Origin of the sequence: Pseudomonas umsongensis (genome assembly GCF_012647205.1) — a bacterium.
GTDB classification, from domain to species: domain Bacteria; phylum Pseudomonadota; class Gammaproteobacteria; order Pseudomonadales; family Pseudomonadaceae; genus Aquipseudomonas; species Aquipseudomonas umsongensis.
In genome coordinates, this window is sequence record NZ_CP051487.1 from 2,165,652 (window position 1) to 2,180,356 (window position 14,705).

General features: G+C 58.3%; 12 protein-coding genes. 4 read left to right on the plus strand and 8 right to left on the minus strand.

Translation table 11 applies throughout. From position 1 onward, the window contains the following. The first annotated feature begins 365 nt into the window (after positions 1-365). Entirely contained in the window at positions 366-1,766 is a 1,401-nt protein-coding gene (locus tag HGP31_RS09755) for an amino acid permease (RefSeq protein WP_033043536.1), read from the plus strand. A 24-nt stretch (positions 1,767-1,790) separates the two neighbouring features. Here HGP31_RS09755 and HGP31_RS09760 read toward each other — a convergent pair whose 3' ends face one another. Further along, positions 1,791-2,723 carry a universal stress protein gene (locus tag HGP31_RS09760; protein ID WP_020798135.1) on the minus strand — a complete coding sequence of 311 codons (933 nt, stop codon included), beginning with the start codon at positions 2,721-2,723 and terminating at the stop codon, positions 1,791-1,793. A gap of 640 nt (positions 2,724-3,363) precedes the next feature. Between HGP31_RS09760 and HGP31_RS09765 the strand changes: the two genes are divergently transcribed. Continuing rightward, positions 3,364-4,104: a Mut7-C RNAse domain-containing protein gene (locus HGP31_RS09765; protein WP_020798134.1), complete on the plus strand. Its 741-nt coding sequence runs from the start codon at positions 3,364-3,366 to the stop codon at positions 4,102-4,104. Between the two features lie 76 nt (positions 4,105-4,180). Further along, positions 4,181-4,762: a hypothetical protein gene (locus HGP31_RS09770; RefSeq protein WP_168757567.1), complete on the plus strand. Its 582-nt coding sequence runs from the start codon at positions 4,181-4,183 to the stop codon at positions 4,760-4,762. A gap of 308 nt (positions 4,763-5,070) precedes the next feature. Here the strand turns inward: HGP31_RS09770 and copD are convergent, their stop codons facing one another. The 5 genes from copD to HGP31_RS09795 all read right to left on the minus strand — a co-directional run bounded on the left by copD (position 5,071) and on the right by HGP31_RS09795 (position 10,405). Next, complete coding sequence (gene copD / locus HGP31_RS09775) at positions 5,071-6,006, minus strand: copper homeostasis membrane protein CopD (RefSeq protein ID WP_168757568.1); 936 nt, start codon at positions 6,004-6,006, stop codon at positions 5,071-5,073. Between the two features lie 3 nt (positions 6,007-6,009). Then, a complete protein-coding gene (gene copC, locus HGP31_RS09780; RefSeq protein ID WP_033044954.1) occupies positions 6,010-6,393 on the minus strand; it encodes a copper homeostasis periplasmic binding protein CopC in 384 nt (127 codons plus the stop codon). Between the two features lie 54 nt (positions 6,394-6,447). After that, positions 6,448-7,359 (minus strand): copper resistance protein B, encoded by a 912-nt coding sequence (locus HGP31_RS09785; protein ID WP_020800325.1) that lies wholly within the window; start codon positions 7,357-7,359, stop codon positions 6,448-6,450. Positions 7,360-7,369: 10 nt separating this feature from the next. Then, entirely contained in the window at positions 7,370-9,139 is a 1,770-nt protein-coding gene (locus tag HGP31_RS09790; protein WP_033044952.1) for a copper resistance system multicopper oxidase, read from the minus strand. Between the two features lie 309 nt (positions 9,140-9,448). After that, positions 9,449-10,405 carry a LysR family transcriptional regulator gene (locus HGP31_RS09795; protein WP_168757569.1) on the minus strand — a complete coding sequence of 319 codons (957 nt, stop codon included), beginning with the start codon at positions 10,403-10,405 and terminating at the stop codon, positions 9,449-9,451. Positions 10,406-10,549: 144 nt separating this feature from the next. Here HGP31_RS09795 and HGP31_RS09800 point away from each other — a divergent pair, with 144 nt between their 5' ends. Next, the gene (locus tag HGP31_RS09800; RefSeq protein WP_168757570.1) at positions 10,550-12,583 is read left to right on the plus strand and encodes an alkyl/aryl-sulfatase; all 2,034 of its coding nucleotides are present in this window, start codon (positions 10,550-10,552) and stop codon (positions 12,581-12,583) included. Between the two features lie 117 nt (positions 12,584-12,700). Here the strand turns inward: HGP31_RS09800 and HGP31_RS09805 are convergent, their stop codons facing one another. Together HGP31_RS09805 and HGP31_RS09810 are read right to left on the minus strand one after the other, a co-directional pair. After that, complete coding sequence (locus tag HGP31_RS09805; RefSeq protein ID WP_168757571.1) at positions 12,701-13,606, minus strand: amino acid ABC transporter substrate-binding protein; 906 nt, start codon at positions 13,604-13,606, stop codon at positions 12,701-12,703. Between the two features lie 49 nt (positions 13,607-13,655). Further along, complete coding sequence (locus HGP31_RS09810) at positions 13,656-14,576, minus strand: universal stress protein (protein WP_083348577.1); 921 nt, start codon at positions 14,574-14,576, stop codon at positions 13,656-13,658. Positions 14,577-14,705: the final 129 nt, after the last annotated feature.

The following is a 14,705-nucleotide window of genomic DNA, read 5'->3' on the forward strand; positions in this document are numbered from 1 at the left end:
GATCGCATATGGAATGAAGGCGGTTCTACGCCAGGCCAGGTGTGCGGGCGTTGCGCCGCCGGGCGCAGCATTCCAGTGATGAGTGTGGGGTGTTCAGCGGCGCGAAGTCTGTTCGGTAGCGAACATAGGCAGTGTTGGAGGCAGGCAGCGGTAGGGTCGGCGCAAGAGAAAATCGGCAGGCCAGGTATCTGCGACGGCGATGACTGTGGCCGAAGACAAGGGACCAGCCGTTGATGACTGATCAGTTCTGTTTGCGACCGAACACGGGTCCCGTGTCGAGATCAGGTACGGAGGTGGCGTGATCAGGTAATTGATTTGGCGGAAAAGCCGGGTAAGGTGGCGCATCTTTTGCCGCGGTGCCCACAATGACAAGCCCCAGTTTCAAGGATTCGAACGGCCAATTGGCGCAGGGCTTCAAGCCTCGTCACGTCACCATGCTTTCCATCGCCGGCATCATTGGTGCCGGCCTGTTCGTCGGGTCGGGGCATGCCATTGCCGCCGCTGGCCCGGCCGTCTTGCTGGCCTATCTGTTCTCCGGCCTGCTGGTCGTGCTGGTCATGCGCATGCTCGGGGAAATGGCGGTGGCCAATCCCGATACCGGATCGTTCTCTACCTATGCCGACCAGGCCATCGGGCGCTGGGCCGGGTTTACCATCGGTTGGCTTTATTGGTGGTTCTGGGTCCTGGTGATTCCCATCGAAGCCCTGGCGGCCGGCCATGTGCTGCACCAGTGGTTTCCCCAGGTCGATGCCTGGCTGTTCGCCCTGGGTTCGATCATCGCCCTGGTGGTGACCAATCTGTTCAGTGTGTCCAAGTACGGGGAGTTCGAATTCTGGTTCGCCATGGCCAAGGTCGTGGCGATCATCGGTTTCATCGGTGTGGGTTTTGCCGTGCTGATGGGCTGGGTTCCCGATCGCCAGGTCAGCGGCTTGAGCGGCCTGATGGCCCAGCACGGCGGCTTTGCCCCCAACGGCTTGTCCGCGGTGGTCGGCGCTTTCATCACCATCATGTTCAGCTTCATCGGTACGGAGGCGGTCACCATCGCCGCTGCCGAATCGAATAACCCCGCGCAAAACATTGCCAAGGCCACTCGCTCGGTGATCTGGCGGATCGGGGTGTTCTACCTGTTGTCGATTTTCGTGGTGATCTCCGTGGTGCCCTGGAATGATCCGCTGTTGGCTTCCGTGGGTTCCTACCAGCGCGCGCTTGAGCTGATGAACATTCCCCACGCCAAGTTCATGGTGGACGTGGTGGTACTGATCGCCGTGGCCAGTTGCATGAACTCCTCGATCTACATTGCCTCGCGCATGCTGTACTCGCTGGGCCGTCGTGGTGACGCACCGAAGGCGCTCAAGGCGACCTCCTCCGAAGGCGTGCCGCGGGCCGCCGTCATCGCCAGCACGGTGCTGGGCGCCGCGATCACTGTCTGGAGCTACTTCATGCCCGCCGGCCTGTTCGAGTTCCTGCTCGCCAGTTCCGGCGCCATCGCCTTGCTGGTGTACCTGGCCATTGCCGTGTCGCAGTTGCGCATGCGGCGGATGTTGCGTCGGCAGAAGGTCGAACTGGCCTTTCGCATGTGGTTGTTCCCAGGGCTGACCTGGTTGGTCATCCTGTTCATCTGTGCGGCGCTGGCGGTGATGATGATCACGCCCGAGCACCGCACCGAAGTGAGCGCGACCATCGGCCTGGCGTTGGCGATTTCCTTCATCGGCCTGGTGACATCCCGTGAACCGGCGCGGGCTGCAAGGGCGACGTCGGTGGGATAGCTGGCTAGACTGCTTGTCGGGCTCTTAAGTATGTGGCCGATGGTTATGGTGGTGATACGGCCAGGAGGATGTCGTAGTGTCTGCCGATGTACCGTGTGATGGGGCGGCCAGTTCCTCCAGGTGGGTAATGATGTCGTCCGGTTTGAGCACCAGTACGTCGCTGTCCAGGGTGTCCAGGATCATCTCGGCGGTGTTGCCGATCAATGCGCCAGACAGTCCGGTGCGGGCCACACTACCGATCACTGTGAGCACCGCTTCGAGCTTGTGCGCGATGTACGGGATCAGAACCTCGGCAGGACCTTCCTCGATATGCAGGCGTTCGTCGCTGACGTCGAATTCGGCCTGGAATGTCTTGCACAGTTCGCGATAGAGCGCCTGAATACTTTCCTTGAGCTGGAATACGGAGTCGGCCGCCGACAGCATGGGGTAGGGGTGGGCACTCAACATGTGCAGCGTGCCCCCGGCCAGTGTGGCGATGTCATAGCCGTGGCTGACGATGCCGGAATGCAGGACGCGATGTTCCATGTCACTGCTGCCAGCATCGATGGCCGCGAGAATGGCGCCACCGGTCCAGGGCCTTGTGGTTTTTACGATAAGCACCGGGCTGGGGCAGTATCGCAGCAGCTTCCAGTCCTCGGGGGTAAGCAGGGCCTTTATCAGCGGGTTGTCGGGCAGGTGCTGCTTGATCACCAGGCCGCAGCCTTGCGCTTGCTGGGCGGCGATGATGGTCTTGTACGGACTCCCTTGCCAGGCCTGCTGGGTACTTACACTGTAACCCTCCTTTACCAGGGCGCCTTGCATGTCGTTCATGTAGGAGGAATGTTGATTGCCTTTGTCGCAAGCCAGCAGGTGCAGGTGCGACTGGGTAGCGCTGGCAATCATTTTGGCCCGGTTCAGGATCAGGTCGCTGGACTGCTGCCAATCCACCACCACCAAGGTGTTGCGAATGGTGTGCATGAGAGTCTTCCTGTGCGTGAGTACAGTTTTTTATTGGGGCGGCGGCAAGGGCGTTCTTGGCCTTACCCGCCCGTCAACCGGAAGCTCACTTACCGACTTCATGCACGCGACAGCTAATTGCGAATCCTGCCAGCCAGATTGTTGACGCTAGATCGCGCTGGCATTACTTACTGGAACGGCTGCTGATCGCTCATGCAACTGCGTAAGTTGACTCCATATCACTGGCGCTGTCTTCCATGGCATCTATATTAAGTTGTAACGCGGCCGATACACTGCGTGTTGAATGACCTGCGTTAGTTCCTGGTGGTTGCGTTGCCGGCAATGAAGCGCGTGAGCATCTGCCACGTTCAATGCCATGCCTGCCTGCGCCTTTCCGTCCGCACCAATGTAACGCGCAGAGGAATACCTCCAAACTTGGTGAAGTAAATCGAGTTGCCTTATTGCGTTTTCTTGCCCGCTCAACTCGATTGCTAAGTATGCGGGATATATTGTTTAAAGTTCAGTTAGCCCGTCGCTTGAGTTAGTTGATTTTCACCTAAAGATCCTCCGGGCAAACCCTATTCGATCTGATGAAAACGCGCCGTATTGCAAATGTTCGCACTGGACTCGCTCACCCTGCAGTCCTGCCATACTGTTGAGCATGACCAGCGCAACCTTCCGCTTCTACGAGGAGCTCAACGATTTCCTGCCGGCCGAGCGGCGGCGGCAGTCATTCACCTGCGAGTGCGCGCGAGGGGCGACGGTCAAGCACATGATCGAGGCGCTCGGGATACCGCACACGGAGGTCGAGTTGGTGCTGCTCAACGGTGAGTCGGTGGGCCTGGATCGGGTGATCATCGATGGTGACCGGCTGGCGGTGTATCCCAAGTTCGAAGCGCTGGACATCAGCCCGCTGCTGAAGGTGCGTGCGCAGCCTTTACGGGTGTTGCGCTTTGTCGCAGATGCGCACCTGGGCGGCCTGGCCAGCCTGTTGCGCATGAGCGGCTTCGACACGCTCTACGACAATGGCTTCGAGGATGGCGAGATCGCCGAGATCGCAGCAACGCAAGGGCGCATCGTGCTGACCCGTGACCGCGAGCTGCTCAAGCGGCGCATCATCAGCCACGGCTGTTACGTGCACGCTTTGAAGCCGTCGTTGCAGCTGCGTGAAATCTACGAACGCCTGGACCTGGCGCGTAGCGCTCGACCGTTCAGCCTGTGCCTTCATTGCAACCTGCCGCTGCACGAGATCAGCGCGGAACTGGCCCGCTTGCAGGTGCCGCCACGGGTTGGCGCGCTCTATTCGCACTTCCTGCGCTGCGACGGCTGCCAACGGATTTACTGGGAGGGTTCGCACTGGCGGGGCATGTGTGCACTGCTGGCACCTTTGCTGGATCGATAACTGAACTTGCAAGCCAGACGAGCACTTTTGCGCTGCTATGCTGATTACATCTGTTTCCATACTCGAGACGAGTAGCATGGCAGCACAAGGCAAGCATTCTCCGTTCATGTTCAAGGCCATGGCCTACCCGGCGGGAATTTTCCTGGTCGCCGGGGTTGCCATGACGCTGCTCGACACTTACTTCGACCTGACGTTGCTGACAGTTACCACGGGCTGGCTGCTGTTTTTTTGGGATTGGCTTTTACAGGAAACGCCAATGCCGAATTGGTCGCTGCTGATGATTATCGCGATTTTAATCGGTACGCTGTCTGTCGCGATTTTCTACGCCCGCATCACCGATGGCATTGACGGCGAGCTACACGAGATAGAGCGAAAAGTTTACAAAAAGAACAATCCCCAGTTCCCACGGCTGACGGAAAACCAGACGCTGTTGATGGAAGCTTTGGCCTATCATGCGAACTTTCGAAAAGTCGCAAATTTAGACTCCGTCTGCAAGCTTGTCTCCCTCAGCACGCTGGAAGTCGAAACCGGTCTGAAGCAACTCCAGGCCAAACGTCTTGTGAAGCAAAAAGTCACAAGGGGGACGTTCGGCTCCACCATTTTTGAACTGACCCTGGCCGGCAAGGATTACGCGTTAGAGCGCTTTGAGCTGACGTAGCCTGCACAGCCCCGCTGCAAGCCTCGCATCATGGCTTGAGGTTCAAGTGCGCATGTGCGCTCTTCGGATCGACAAACCAGTGCTGCGCATTGTGATCACTTGAAGTCAGGTCGGCCCTCAGGCCGTCTATTGCGATAATGCGCAGGACGCAACCCGTGAGTAGTTCCGTCAGCTGCCGTTCAGCAATCTCCAATTCGTTCCCCGAAACCATCAACGCCGATTTGCTTGCTTTCGTGCGGGGTTAGGCAACCGGGGAGGGGCGGGTAAAACATCCTGCCCCTCTGCATTTTACCGGCCTCACTCCCTGCTCAGGTTACTGCGGTCTCCATATCAGGACTTAACGTTCCCAACCAGGCCACCAGCCCCACAATCAACACCGCTGCCGATAACTCGACCAACACGCTGCGCCTTAACGCATTAGCCGCCACTCGATACTCCCCCTCCCGCAACGACCGTTGCAAAAGCGGGCCAAGGTGAAATCGGTTCAACGCGGCCAGCACCAACATCCCGGCAAACAACATCACTTTGATGAGCAGCAAAGTCCCGTAGGTGCTTAGCAGCACGGCATCGAGTTCTGGACCCACGATGAACAGGTAGTTCACGACGCCTGTGACCGTGATCACGACTACGATCAAAGCGCCCACCGATTCGAATCGGTTGACGACCCGGGCCAGCAACTTGATGCTTTCTGCTGTTTGCAGCGTGTCGAGCATTGCCATCCTGGCAAAGGCGACCAATGCACCCAGCCAGGCGCCTGCCGCCAGCAGGTGCAGTATGTCCATCGCAAAATGCCAATAACGACGACTGCCCTCATCCATCGCCCCATGACCGCTCCAGGCTAGACTGGCCAGGGCTATACCACCGGCAATAGTTGCGACTGACAAGCTAACGACAGGTGCACGTTGGTGGAGCAGCACCACTGAACCGCCAACAACCAACGCGATGATGCGCACGACCCAGGCAAAGCCTACGTCCGTCTCCAATACCATCATTTCAATATGCGGGTGCAGCTCGGCGAAGTCAGACTCCCCGCTCATGGCGCTCGCCATCAGTACCATGCTGGCGACAGACATGAGTACACCCAGCACCGTCGTCCCCGCCAGCATGGACCGAAACGGCAACACGGCCCCCGACACTCGCTCTCGTCCTTCAAGGCTGTACAACCCGAAAAGTGCCATGCCAAAGAGCAGCATGAAATCCATGTACAAGCCGAAGCGCAGGGCAATGCTGGCCCAGTCGCTCATCAGTTATTTCACTTTGAACGAAACGTTGCCTGTGATCGGATGAGTGTCCGACGACACCGCGCGCCAATCGACTTGGTAGCTACCAGCGGGCAATGGAGAGAGCGGCGTGATAACCATGGTTTTCGGGTCGCTGCCGCCAGAGACTTTGGCCTTCATGGGCATCGGGGCATGGGCCATGCCCGGCATTTCGGTCATGACCAGTTTCGCGCCAGAGAACTGGGTCATGAGGTTTTCGGAAAAGTGCAGCTCGATCTTGGCGGGGGCCGGGCCGACCGCGCCTTCCTGCGGGGTGGAGGAGAGCAATTTCGGGTGCGCCTGAGCGAAGGTGCTCATCAGCAGCGCGCTGGAAAGTGCGATGGCAACAGCGTTGGTTTTGATCAATCGCATACAAGGCCTCTCACCGCTTCAAGCGGTCATTTTTTTGATTGTAGTTAACGTGTACTAGAACCACAGCCGAACACCAAGGACCAGGCGTGCCTCACTGCGATCCTCGCCTTCTTCCCTGGCATAATCGGCTGTCTTGCCGTAGGTGCGGTTCCAGGTCACGCCGATGTAAGGGGCAAGCTCCCGGCGGATTTCATAACGCAGGCGCAGGCCCGCTTCAGTGTTGGACAGGCCGGAACCGATGCCTCGTTGCGGGTCGTTTTTGCCGTAGACATTAAGTTCGGCGGTTGGCTGCAAAATGAGTCGGTTGGTCAGCAGGATGTCGTAGTCGCCTTCCAGGCGCGCGGCGGTTTGGCCACCTTCACCGATGAAGGCCGTGGCTTCGGTCTCGAAGTTGTACAGGGCCATGCCTTGCACGCCGAACGCCGCCCAGGTTTGGGGGTCGCCGGGTTTGAAATCCTGGCGAACGCCGCCCACTACGTCCCACCACGGGGAGATGGCGTGGCCCCACAGTGCCTGGACCTCCGCATCTTCAGTCTTGCCGTTGGTGCGTTCGCCTTCCGAGCGCAGCCACAGGCGGTCGATATCGCCGCCGATCCAACCCGAGATATCCCAGGCCAGGGTGCTGCCATCATCAGCGTCCTGCCATTCGAGCTTGTCGGCAAGCAAGTAATAGTTGAGTGCGGAGTCATGGACGTTATGGCCATGGGGGCTGACGAACACGGCGGCGCGGTCGGCATCGGTCAACGCCGGAATCGGCGTGCGGCTTTCGGCAGGCGCGGCAGGCTGCATCTGGCCGTCGTCCATGCTTTGCATCTGGCTGTGGTCCATGCCCTGCATTTGGCTATGATCCATGCCCTGCATCTGGCTATGATCCATGCCCTGCATATCGTTTGTGGCGGCCATTGCCGATGACAGTGTCAGGCTCGCGGTCACGAGCGCCAGAAAAATCGGAGTAATCCTGATCATGGGTAGCGCCTCATTCTTCCACGCGAACTTCACGGAACATGCCCATTTCCATGTGGTACAGGAGGTGGCAGTGATAGGCCCAGCGGCCGAGCGCGTCGGCAGTCACCCGATAACTGCGCCGTGAGCCTGGCGGCATGTCGATGGTGTGTTTGCGCACCATGAACTCGCCGTTCGCGTCTTCAAGGTCGCTCCACATGCCATGCAGGTGAATGGGATGCGTCATCATCGTGTCGTTGACCAATACGATGCGGATTCGCTCGCCGTACTTGAGGCGCAGCGGTTCAGCGTCGGAGAACTTCACGCCGTTGAACGACCAGGCGAACTTTTCCATGTGGCCAGTGAGGTGCAGTTCCACGGTGCGGCCGGGGTCGCGGCCGTCCGGGTCTGCGAAGGTGCTGCGCAAGTCGGAATAGGTCAGGACGCGACGACCATTGTCACGCAGGCCGAGGCCAGGGTCATCGAGTTTGGGTGAAGTGGTCATGGCTTGCATGTCCACCAGCGGATTGTTGTTTTCGGTCGCGGGATGGGACTGCATTTCGCCCATGCCGGTCATGCCGCTGTGATCCATGCCGGCCATGCCTTGCATTGAGCTGTGGTCCATGCCGGTCATCTGACTGTGATCCATGCCCGCCATGTCGCCGCCCATGCTGCCGTGATCCATACCGCCCATGCCCATGTCATCCATGGTCACCAGTGGTCTCGGGTCTAGGGCAGGGATCGGCGCGGACAAACCCACCTTCGCCGCCAGCGTGCCGCGGGCGTAGCCGGTACGATCCATCGACTGGGCAAACAGGGTGTAGGCATCCTGGGTCGGCTCGACGATCACATCGAACGTCTCTGCCACCGCGATGCGAAACTCGTCGACGCTCACCGGTTTGACATGCAGGCCGTCCGCTGCGACCACCGTCATTTTCAGGCCGGGAATGCGTACGTCGAAGTAGGTCATGGCGGAGCCGTTGATAAAGCGCAGGCGCAGTTTCTCTCCGGGACGGAATACACCGGTCCAGTTCATGTCAGGCGCCTGGCCGTTCAACAAATAGGTGTAAGTCGCGCCGCTGACGTCGGCCAGGTCTGTGGGATTCATCTTCATTTCGGCCCACATCTTTCGATCTGCGACGGTGGAGCCCCAGCCTTTCTCGCTGACGTCGTGGATGAAGTCGCCCACGGTGCGCTTGTTGTAGTTGTAGTAATCCGACTGTTTTTTCAACGTCTTCATCAAGCCGACCGCGTCTTCGTCGGTCCAGTCGGTCAGCATCACCACATAATCGCGGTCGTACTCAAACGGCTCCGGCTCCTTCGCATCAATCACCAGCGGGCCGTAGACGCCTGACTGCTCCTGAAGCCCCGAATGACTGTGATACCAGTACGTGCCGTTCTGCCTGACCTTGAATTGATAGACATACATCCCACCGGGTTCGATGCCGTGAAAACTCAGCCCCGGTACGCCGTCCATGTTGGCCGGCAACAAGATGCCGTGCCAGTGAATGGAGGTATCGGCATTGAGTTTGTTCCTCACCCGCAGCGTAACCGTGTCGCCTTCGCGCCAGCGCAGCAGGGGGCCGGGAATACCGCCATTGATGGTCATCGCGGTGCGCCGGTTGCCGGTGATGTTGACCGGGGTTTCGCCGATGAACAGGTCAAAGTCGGTACCGGCCAGGACATTCGCCTCGCCCGGGCTGGTAATCGCCCAGACAGGTGTGCGCCATAGCCCGAGGCCGCCGAGAATCCCGGTGGCGGCGAGCCCCTTCACAAAGGTTCGTCTAGAAGTTTCAGGTCGCATGACGCTGTGTTCCCTGTCAGTCGGATGACGGAGCAATCAGGAGATGTTGCCACGTTCGATGAAGAGAGTAATGGGTGTGACCTTTCAGAAGACTGAGCTGAAGATTACGGTTTTGTCAGCTTCACCCGTGACCTCGAATTGGATCCTGTCATGCCAGACTTTGCATACGTCGCACCGCCTCGTCGGGCCGCGAAAGGGCCGACAGCGTCTGTTCAAAAAAACCGAGTTGTTCGAATTTACCACTGCTTCGGCGTTTTCTGGAGTGGATGCAAAAAGATTTGGGGCATGACTTCAGTTACTGATTTTGCGCTACTTCATCATCAACTCGGCCAGCTCACCTTCGCGCCGGGTGACTTCCTTTTCCACCGCCCGCACTTCGCGCATGTAAGCCTCGACGGCGGGCGGCAGCGAGCGCTCCTTGAGGGAGATAAACCCATAATGGGCCTGTGACGCCTGATCGTGGAGCGGCAGCGGTACGATTTCACCCGCCAGCAACTCGCGCTCAAAGGCCGTCAACGTGCCGATTGCCAGCGCGTTGCTGTTCGCCACGATTTGGACGATCTGCATGGGCACGTCAATTTCAATCGCCGGCACAAAATCGCCAGTCACTGTGTCATAGGCGCCGGCGCAGCCTAACGCCGCGCGCGGCAGAAGGCCGGCCAGGCGCGACGGAATACGCGATGCCACCCAAGGGTAATCGAGTGTTTGCGCGCGCTTCAGAGTGCGTTGCGTCAGCAGCGGATGCCCGGGTCGGCAAAACAGGCGCCCCTGATGTTCACCCAACAGCTCGCAATTGAATTCTTTTTCGCCTTGCAACGCGCTGATTTCAGCGATCCCCAGATCCACCACACCGTTGGCGACCTGCTGCGCAACTTCTCGCCAACCGGCAACATGGGCCGTCACCTTGAGGTTGGGATGGCGGGCGTGCAAGCGAGCAATGGCGCGATAGCCGCTGATGACACTGGGGTACGGCCCCAAGGCCACCTTGAGTGTGCCGATGTCGCCCACTGCCAGCAGGGCGATGTCCCGCCGAAGGTCCTCTTCAGCCATCAACAAGCGCTGGCTTTTGCCCTGCAGCACCTGGCCGAACGCCGTCAGGGTCACACCGTCGGTGCGCCGATCGAACAGCGTAACGCCGAGCTCCTGTTCCAGCAGCTGGATACTTTTGCTCAGCGCAGGTTGCGAAACGCCCAACGCTTTGGCCGCCTGACCAAAATGGGCATGTTCGATCAGTGCCAGGAATTGACGTAGGCGGCGCGGGGTCATGTCATAACCTTAATGTTATCGATATCAAGTAAAACGGAATTTTTCGTAATCAAATGAATATGCTATTCCTTGCCAGGCGGGTCAAGACGAACAAGAGCAAACCCGCGCCATCAAGGCATCGATACTCTGGCGAAGGAACATTTCATGAACAACAAGACCCTCAGTTGCGCGCTGGCCATCGCACTGTCCACGGGCTTCAACCCCAGCATTTTTGCTGCTCAGACAACTGCCGTACCGGCCGCGATTGAGCATGTCGATAACCATTTCGACAACAAGGGCAAACCGCCCTCGACCTACACCGTCGAATTTCAGAAAGGTGTGCGCAACACGCTTCCTTTTGCAGACAAGCGCGATTTTGAAGAAGCCAAGAAAGGCTTCATCGCAGCGCCGGCCTACAACAAGATCATGGCCGATGCGGGGAACGTCGCCTGGAACATGGGCAGCTATGATTTCCTGCTCGCGGGCAAGGACTTCGACACGGTCAATCCCTCGTTGCAACGGCAGGCCGTGCTCAACATGGCCTATGGTCTGTATGAAGTGGTTCCAGACAGGATCTATCAGATCCGCGGCTTTGACCTGGCCAATATCACGTTCATCAAGGGCGACACCGGCTGGATCGTTTTCGACACCCTGACCTCGAAGGAAACCGCCAGGGCGGCGCTGGATTTCATCAATGAAAAACTGGGCAAGCGCCCGGTCGTGGCCGTGGTGATTTCTCACTCCCATGCGGACCACTTTGGCGGTGTCCGTGGCGTAGTCGAGGAAGCGGACGTGCGCAGCGGCAAGGTCGCGCTGATCGCCCCCGTGGGCTTCATGGAGCATGCGGTCGCTGAAAACGTATACGCCGGCAATGCCATGAATCGACGCGCGTTCTTTCAATACGGCCTGCTGTTGCCACGCAGTCCCTACGGTCATGTCGACATGGCGATCGGCAAAAACGCCGCCTCCGGCAACATCGGCTTGATCGAACCTAATCGATACATCGAAAAGGATTTCGAAAGCGTGACAATCGACGGGGTGCAAATGGAGTTCCAGAACACGCCAGGCACCGAAGCACCGTCGGAAATGAATACCTGGTTCCCGCAGTTCAAGGCGTTCTGGGCGGCCGAGAACGTCACCGGCACCATTCACAACATCTACACCCTGCGCGGTGCCTTGGTGCGCGATCCGCTGGTGTGGTCGAAGAACATCAACAACGCCCTGTATCGCTACGGCCAGCAGGCGGATGTGATGCTTGCCGCGCACAATTGGCCGCGCTGGGGCAATGAACGAATCCAGGAAGTGATGCGCGCGCAACGCGACGCCTATGCCAACCTGAACAACGCCGTCCTGCATGCGGCGAACCAGGGCGTCACCATCAACGAGATCCACAATGTCTACAAGTTGCCCGAGAGCCTCAAGAACACTTGGGCGACGCATAGCTATCACGGCTCGGAAGAACACAACAGCCGCGCGGTAATCAACCGCTACCTGGGTTATTGGGATGCCAACCCGGCCACGCTGATGCCGCTGTCACCGAAGGATTCGGCTCCGCTGTACGTTGAAATGATGGGCGGGGCTGCAAAGATCATGACCAAGGGCAAAGCCTTGTACGATCAAGGCAAATACCGTGAAGCCTATGAGATTCTCAATAAGCTGGTGTACGCCGAGCCGCAAAACACCCAGGCCAAGGACCTGCTGGCGGACGTCTATGAGCAGGTGGGCTATCAGAAGGAAAGTGCCGGCGTGCGCAACAGCTTCCTGGCGGCGGCCTATGAGTTGCGCAACGGCATGCCCAAGGGCCGGGCGCCAAGATCTGGCGGGCCGGACTTTATCCGCGCCATGAGCACGGAGTTGTGGCTCGAATATCTCGGCATTAGCCTGGATGGCAGCAAGGTTGCGGACTTGCATTTCGTCCTGAACCTCAAGACCCCGGACAATGGCGAACAATTCGTGGTGGAGCTGAGCAGTTCAACGCTGACCAGCATCAAGGGCCAGCAGGCAAAAAAACCCGACCTGACCCTCACCCTCGATCGCTCGGCGCTTGAAGGCGTGATGGCCAGGCAGACCAGCTTCGATCAGCTCGTCGCGGACGGCAAGGCAACCTTTGAAGGCGATCGCAAACCGTTCGCCCAACTGATGGCCGCAATGACCCCATTCACCCCGGACTTTGAACTGCTGCCGGGGACGAAGCCGTAATGGCGATGGCGCGGTAGACAGTTAACCTGGCGCGTCTGTGGCTTGGACGCGCCTGTTAAACACCCGCTGGCTGGAAAGCTCCCGCCGCCGTGAGCTTCCCCTTGACCCCTGTCGTCATCAAGGAAGGGCATAGAGGTTGAAAAACATTCGGGAGGTATCACTGACGCCTCCCAGGTGTTTGTCATATTGGCGCTCAATCTCACCACTGCGATACATCTCGCTTAGCGCGCTATCAACTAACAGTCGGAAGTTTTCATCATCACGATCGAGCATCATCGAGGTCGTTGAGTACTCAAAGATGCGATCAAGCAATACGAGATTTCCGCTGACGTATTGGTCGGTGAGCTCATGTTTGAGCATTGTACGTTCAGCGAAGAAAACATCTGCCTTGCCATCGGCAACACGCTTGAGACCCGCGGCCGCGTCTTGCACCGTGACGAGTGTGGCGACCACGCCCAACGATCGTATCTGTTGATTGATCCACTGCTCGGTGACGCCGCCAGCAATCGTGGCATAAGTCATGTTGGCCAATGCGCGATTGACGTCTGTACGCCAGGTTGGGCCGGTTTTGACCACGTCGCCTTTCAGCACCTTGAGTAGCGCATTAGGCGCCTTTTTGTTGACCACGGCCGATAGGCCGGCCGTGTAGACAGGAATGGAGTAGCTGACTGTTTTTCGACGTTCCAGTGTTGCCGGCGTCGGGGTGCAGAGAATGTCGACTTTTCCAGTGCTGACGGCGCTGGTTTCTTCGCCCAATCCAACGGGCTGATAACGAACTTGTAGTGAAGGCAGGTTCAACTCGGTTTTCAGTGCGTTGAAGATGCCCTGACAGAGATCGATCGCATATCCGCTGGCCTTATCACCGTCCTGGGTACTGAACGGTGCGAAGTCAGGCACATACCCCAGCACTACCGAGTGACTGTTGCGCACCCGTTCAAGCGTGTCGGCTCCCGCGACGGCGGATACCAGGGAAAGCAGGCAGACAAGAAGCAGGTGGGCGGCTTTAATCGGTTGAGCGCTCATTCCTCTTTCTCCCGTCAGGTGTTTCTTCTGATCGGCAAAGATCCATCCTTCAGATGTCTTCGGGTGAAATCACCCACACGCTGCAGGGCATCTTGTACAGCAGATGTTCCACAGTGCTGCCAACCAAACGCTCCATGGCGCCGTGGCCGACGCGCCCCATGACAATGACATCAGTGTCATAGGCCCCGACATAGCTGGAAAGCACCTTGGCCGGATTGCCCATGATCATGTGCTGGCGCTCCGGCCCAATACCGTTGCGCTGAGAAAGCTCGCGGAACGCTTCAGCTTGCGCATCGAAAAGGGTTTTGGCTTTGCTCGAAGAAAAAAATGCCGAACCATTACTGAAGCCAAATTCATCTGCGCTGATCGATGAAAGATCGTGGGCGTAGACCACGTCGAGCTCGGCGTTGCAAATGGCGGCCAGTTTTGACGCCTCGCGCAAAATCCTGTCGTTGAAATCTGCATACTGGTCATCACGATGAAAAGGGTCGACTGCAGCGACGATTTTGCGCGGCAAAGCATGGTGCATATGGCTGACAAAATGCAGCGGCACCTTGCATTCACGCAACAGGTGGATATCCAGTGGAGTAAACATCAGGCGTGACAGCAGGGACTCATGTTCGAGTGCCTTGATCAATACGGCCATCGGCTGTTCCTTGAGGTGGATGAGGATTTCCTGCAAGGGCCTCTCCACCCAGACCACTTCCGTGGTGACGTGAACGCCAATTTTGCGCAGTGGTCTAGCCTGGTCCTCAAGCCATTGGCGATGGCGCTCGACATAACCCAGCCGCATCTGTTCCAGCGCCTGTTCGTTGACCATTCCAGCCGTCGCCAGCCCCTCGAGGTAATCGAACGCTACGATGTGCAGTGCCGCGTCCGAGGCCTTGGCCAATGCGGCGGCCCGGTCGAAGGCAGGGCTGTTTTCCATCAACGGTGAAACGATCAGCATGAAACGTGATTGATCAGACATGACGGATCTCCGGTCGGTAATCGCGCGTTGGCTTGCCCCAAATAACCGAGGCCTTGGGCAGTTGAACCTTGCAATCATGGTGCTTGCGGCCGGGAGGGTGGACTTGATCTTTGTCAAATGAGAGGGGGA

What these genes read in the sequence shown, in the direction of transcription:
- HGP31_RS09785 (WP_020800325.1), bottom strand. Translation starts at nt 7,359, where the DNA reads ATGATCAGGATTACTCCGATTTTTCTGGCGCTCGTGACCGCGAGCCTG.
- HGP31_RS09760 (WP_020798135.1), bottom strand. Translation starts at nt 2,723, where the DNA reads ATGCACACCATTCGCAACACCTTGGTGGTGGTGGATTGGCAGCAGTCC.
- HGP31_RS09765 (WP_020798134.1), top strand. Translation starts at nt 3,364, where the DNA reads ATGACCAGCGCAACCTTCCGCTTCTACGAGGAGCTCAACGATTTCCTG.
- HGP31_RS09790 (WP_033044952.1), bottom strand. Translation starts at nt 9,139, where the DNA reads ATGCGACCTGAAACTTCTAGACGAACCTTTGTGAAGGGGCTCGCCGCC.
- HGP31_RS09810 (WP_083348577.1), bottom strand. Translation starts at nt 14,576, where the DNA reads ATGTCTGATCAATCACGTTTCATGCTGATCGTTTCACCGTTGATGGAA.
- HGP31_RS09755 (WP_033043536.1), top strand. Translation starts at nt 366, where the DNA reads ATGACAAGCCCCAGTTTCAAGGATTCGAACGGCCAATTGGCGCAGGGC.
- copD (WP_168757568.1), bottom strand. Translation starts at nt 6,006, where the DNA reads ATGAGCGACTGGGCCAGCATTGCCCTGCGCTTCGGCTTGTACATGGAT.
- HGP31_RS09795 (WP_168757569.1), bottom strand. Translation starts at nt 10,405, where the DNA reads ATGACCCCGCGCCGCCTACGTCAATTCCTGGCACTGATCGAACATGCC.
- copC (WP_033044954.1), bottom strand. Translation starts at nt 6,393, where the DNA reads ATGCGATTGATCAAAACCAACGCTGTTGCCATCGCACTTTCCAGCGCG.
- HGP31_RS09800 (WP_168757570.1), top strand. Translation starts at nt 10,550, where the DNA reads ATGAACAACAAGACCCTCAGTTGCGCGCTGGCCATCGCACTGTCCACG.
- HGP31_RS09805 (WP_168757571.1), bottom strand. Translation starts at nt 13,606, where the DNA reads ATGAGCGCTCAACCGATTAAAGCCGCCCACCTGCTTCTTGTCTGCCTG.
- HGP31_RS09770 (WP_168757567.1), top strand. Translation starts at nt 4,181, where the DNA reads ATGGCAGCACAAGGCAAGCATTCTCCGTTCATGTTCAAGGCCATGGCC.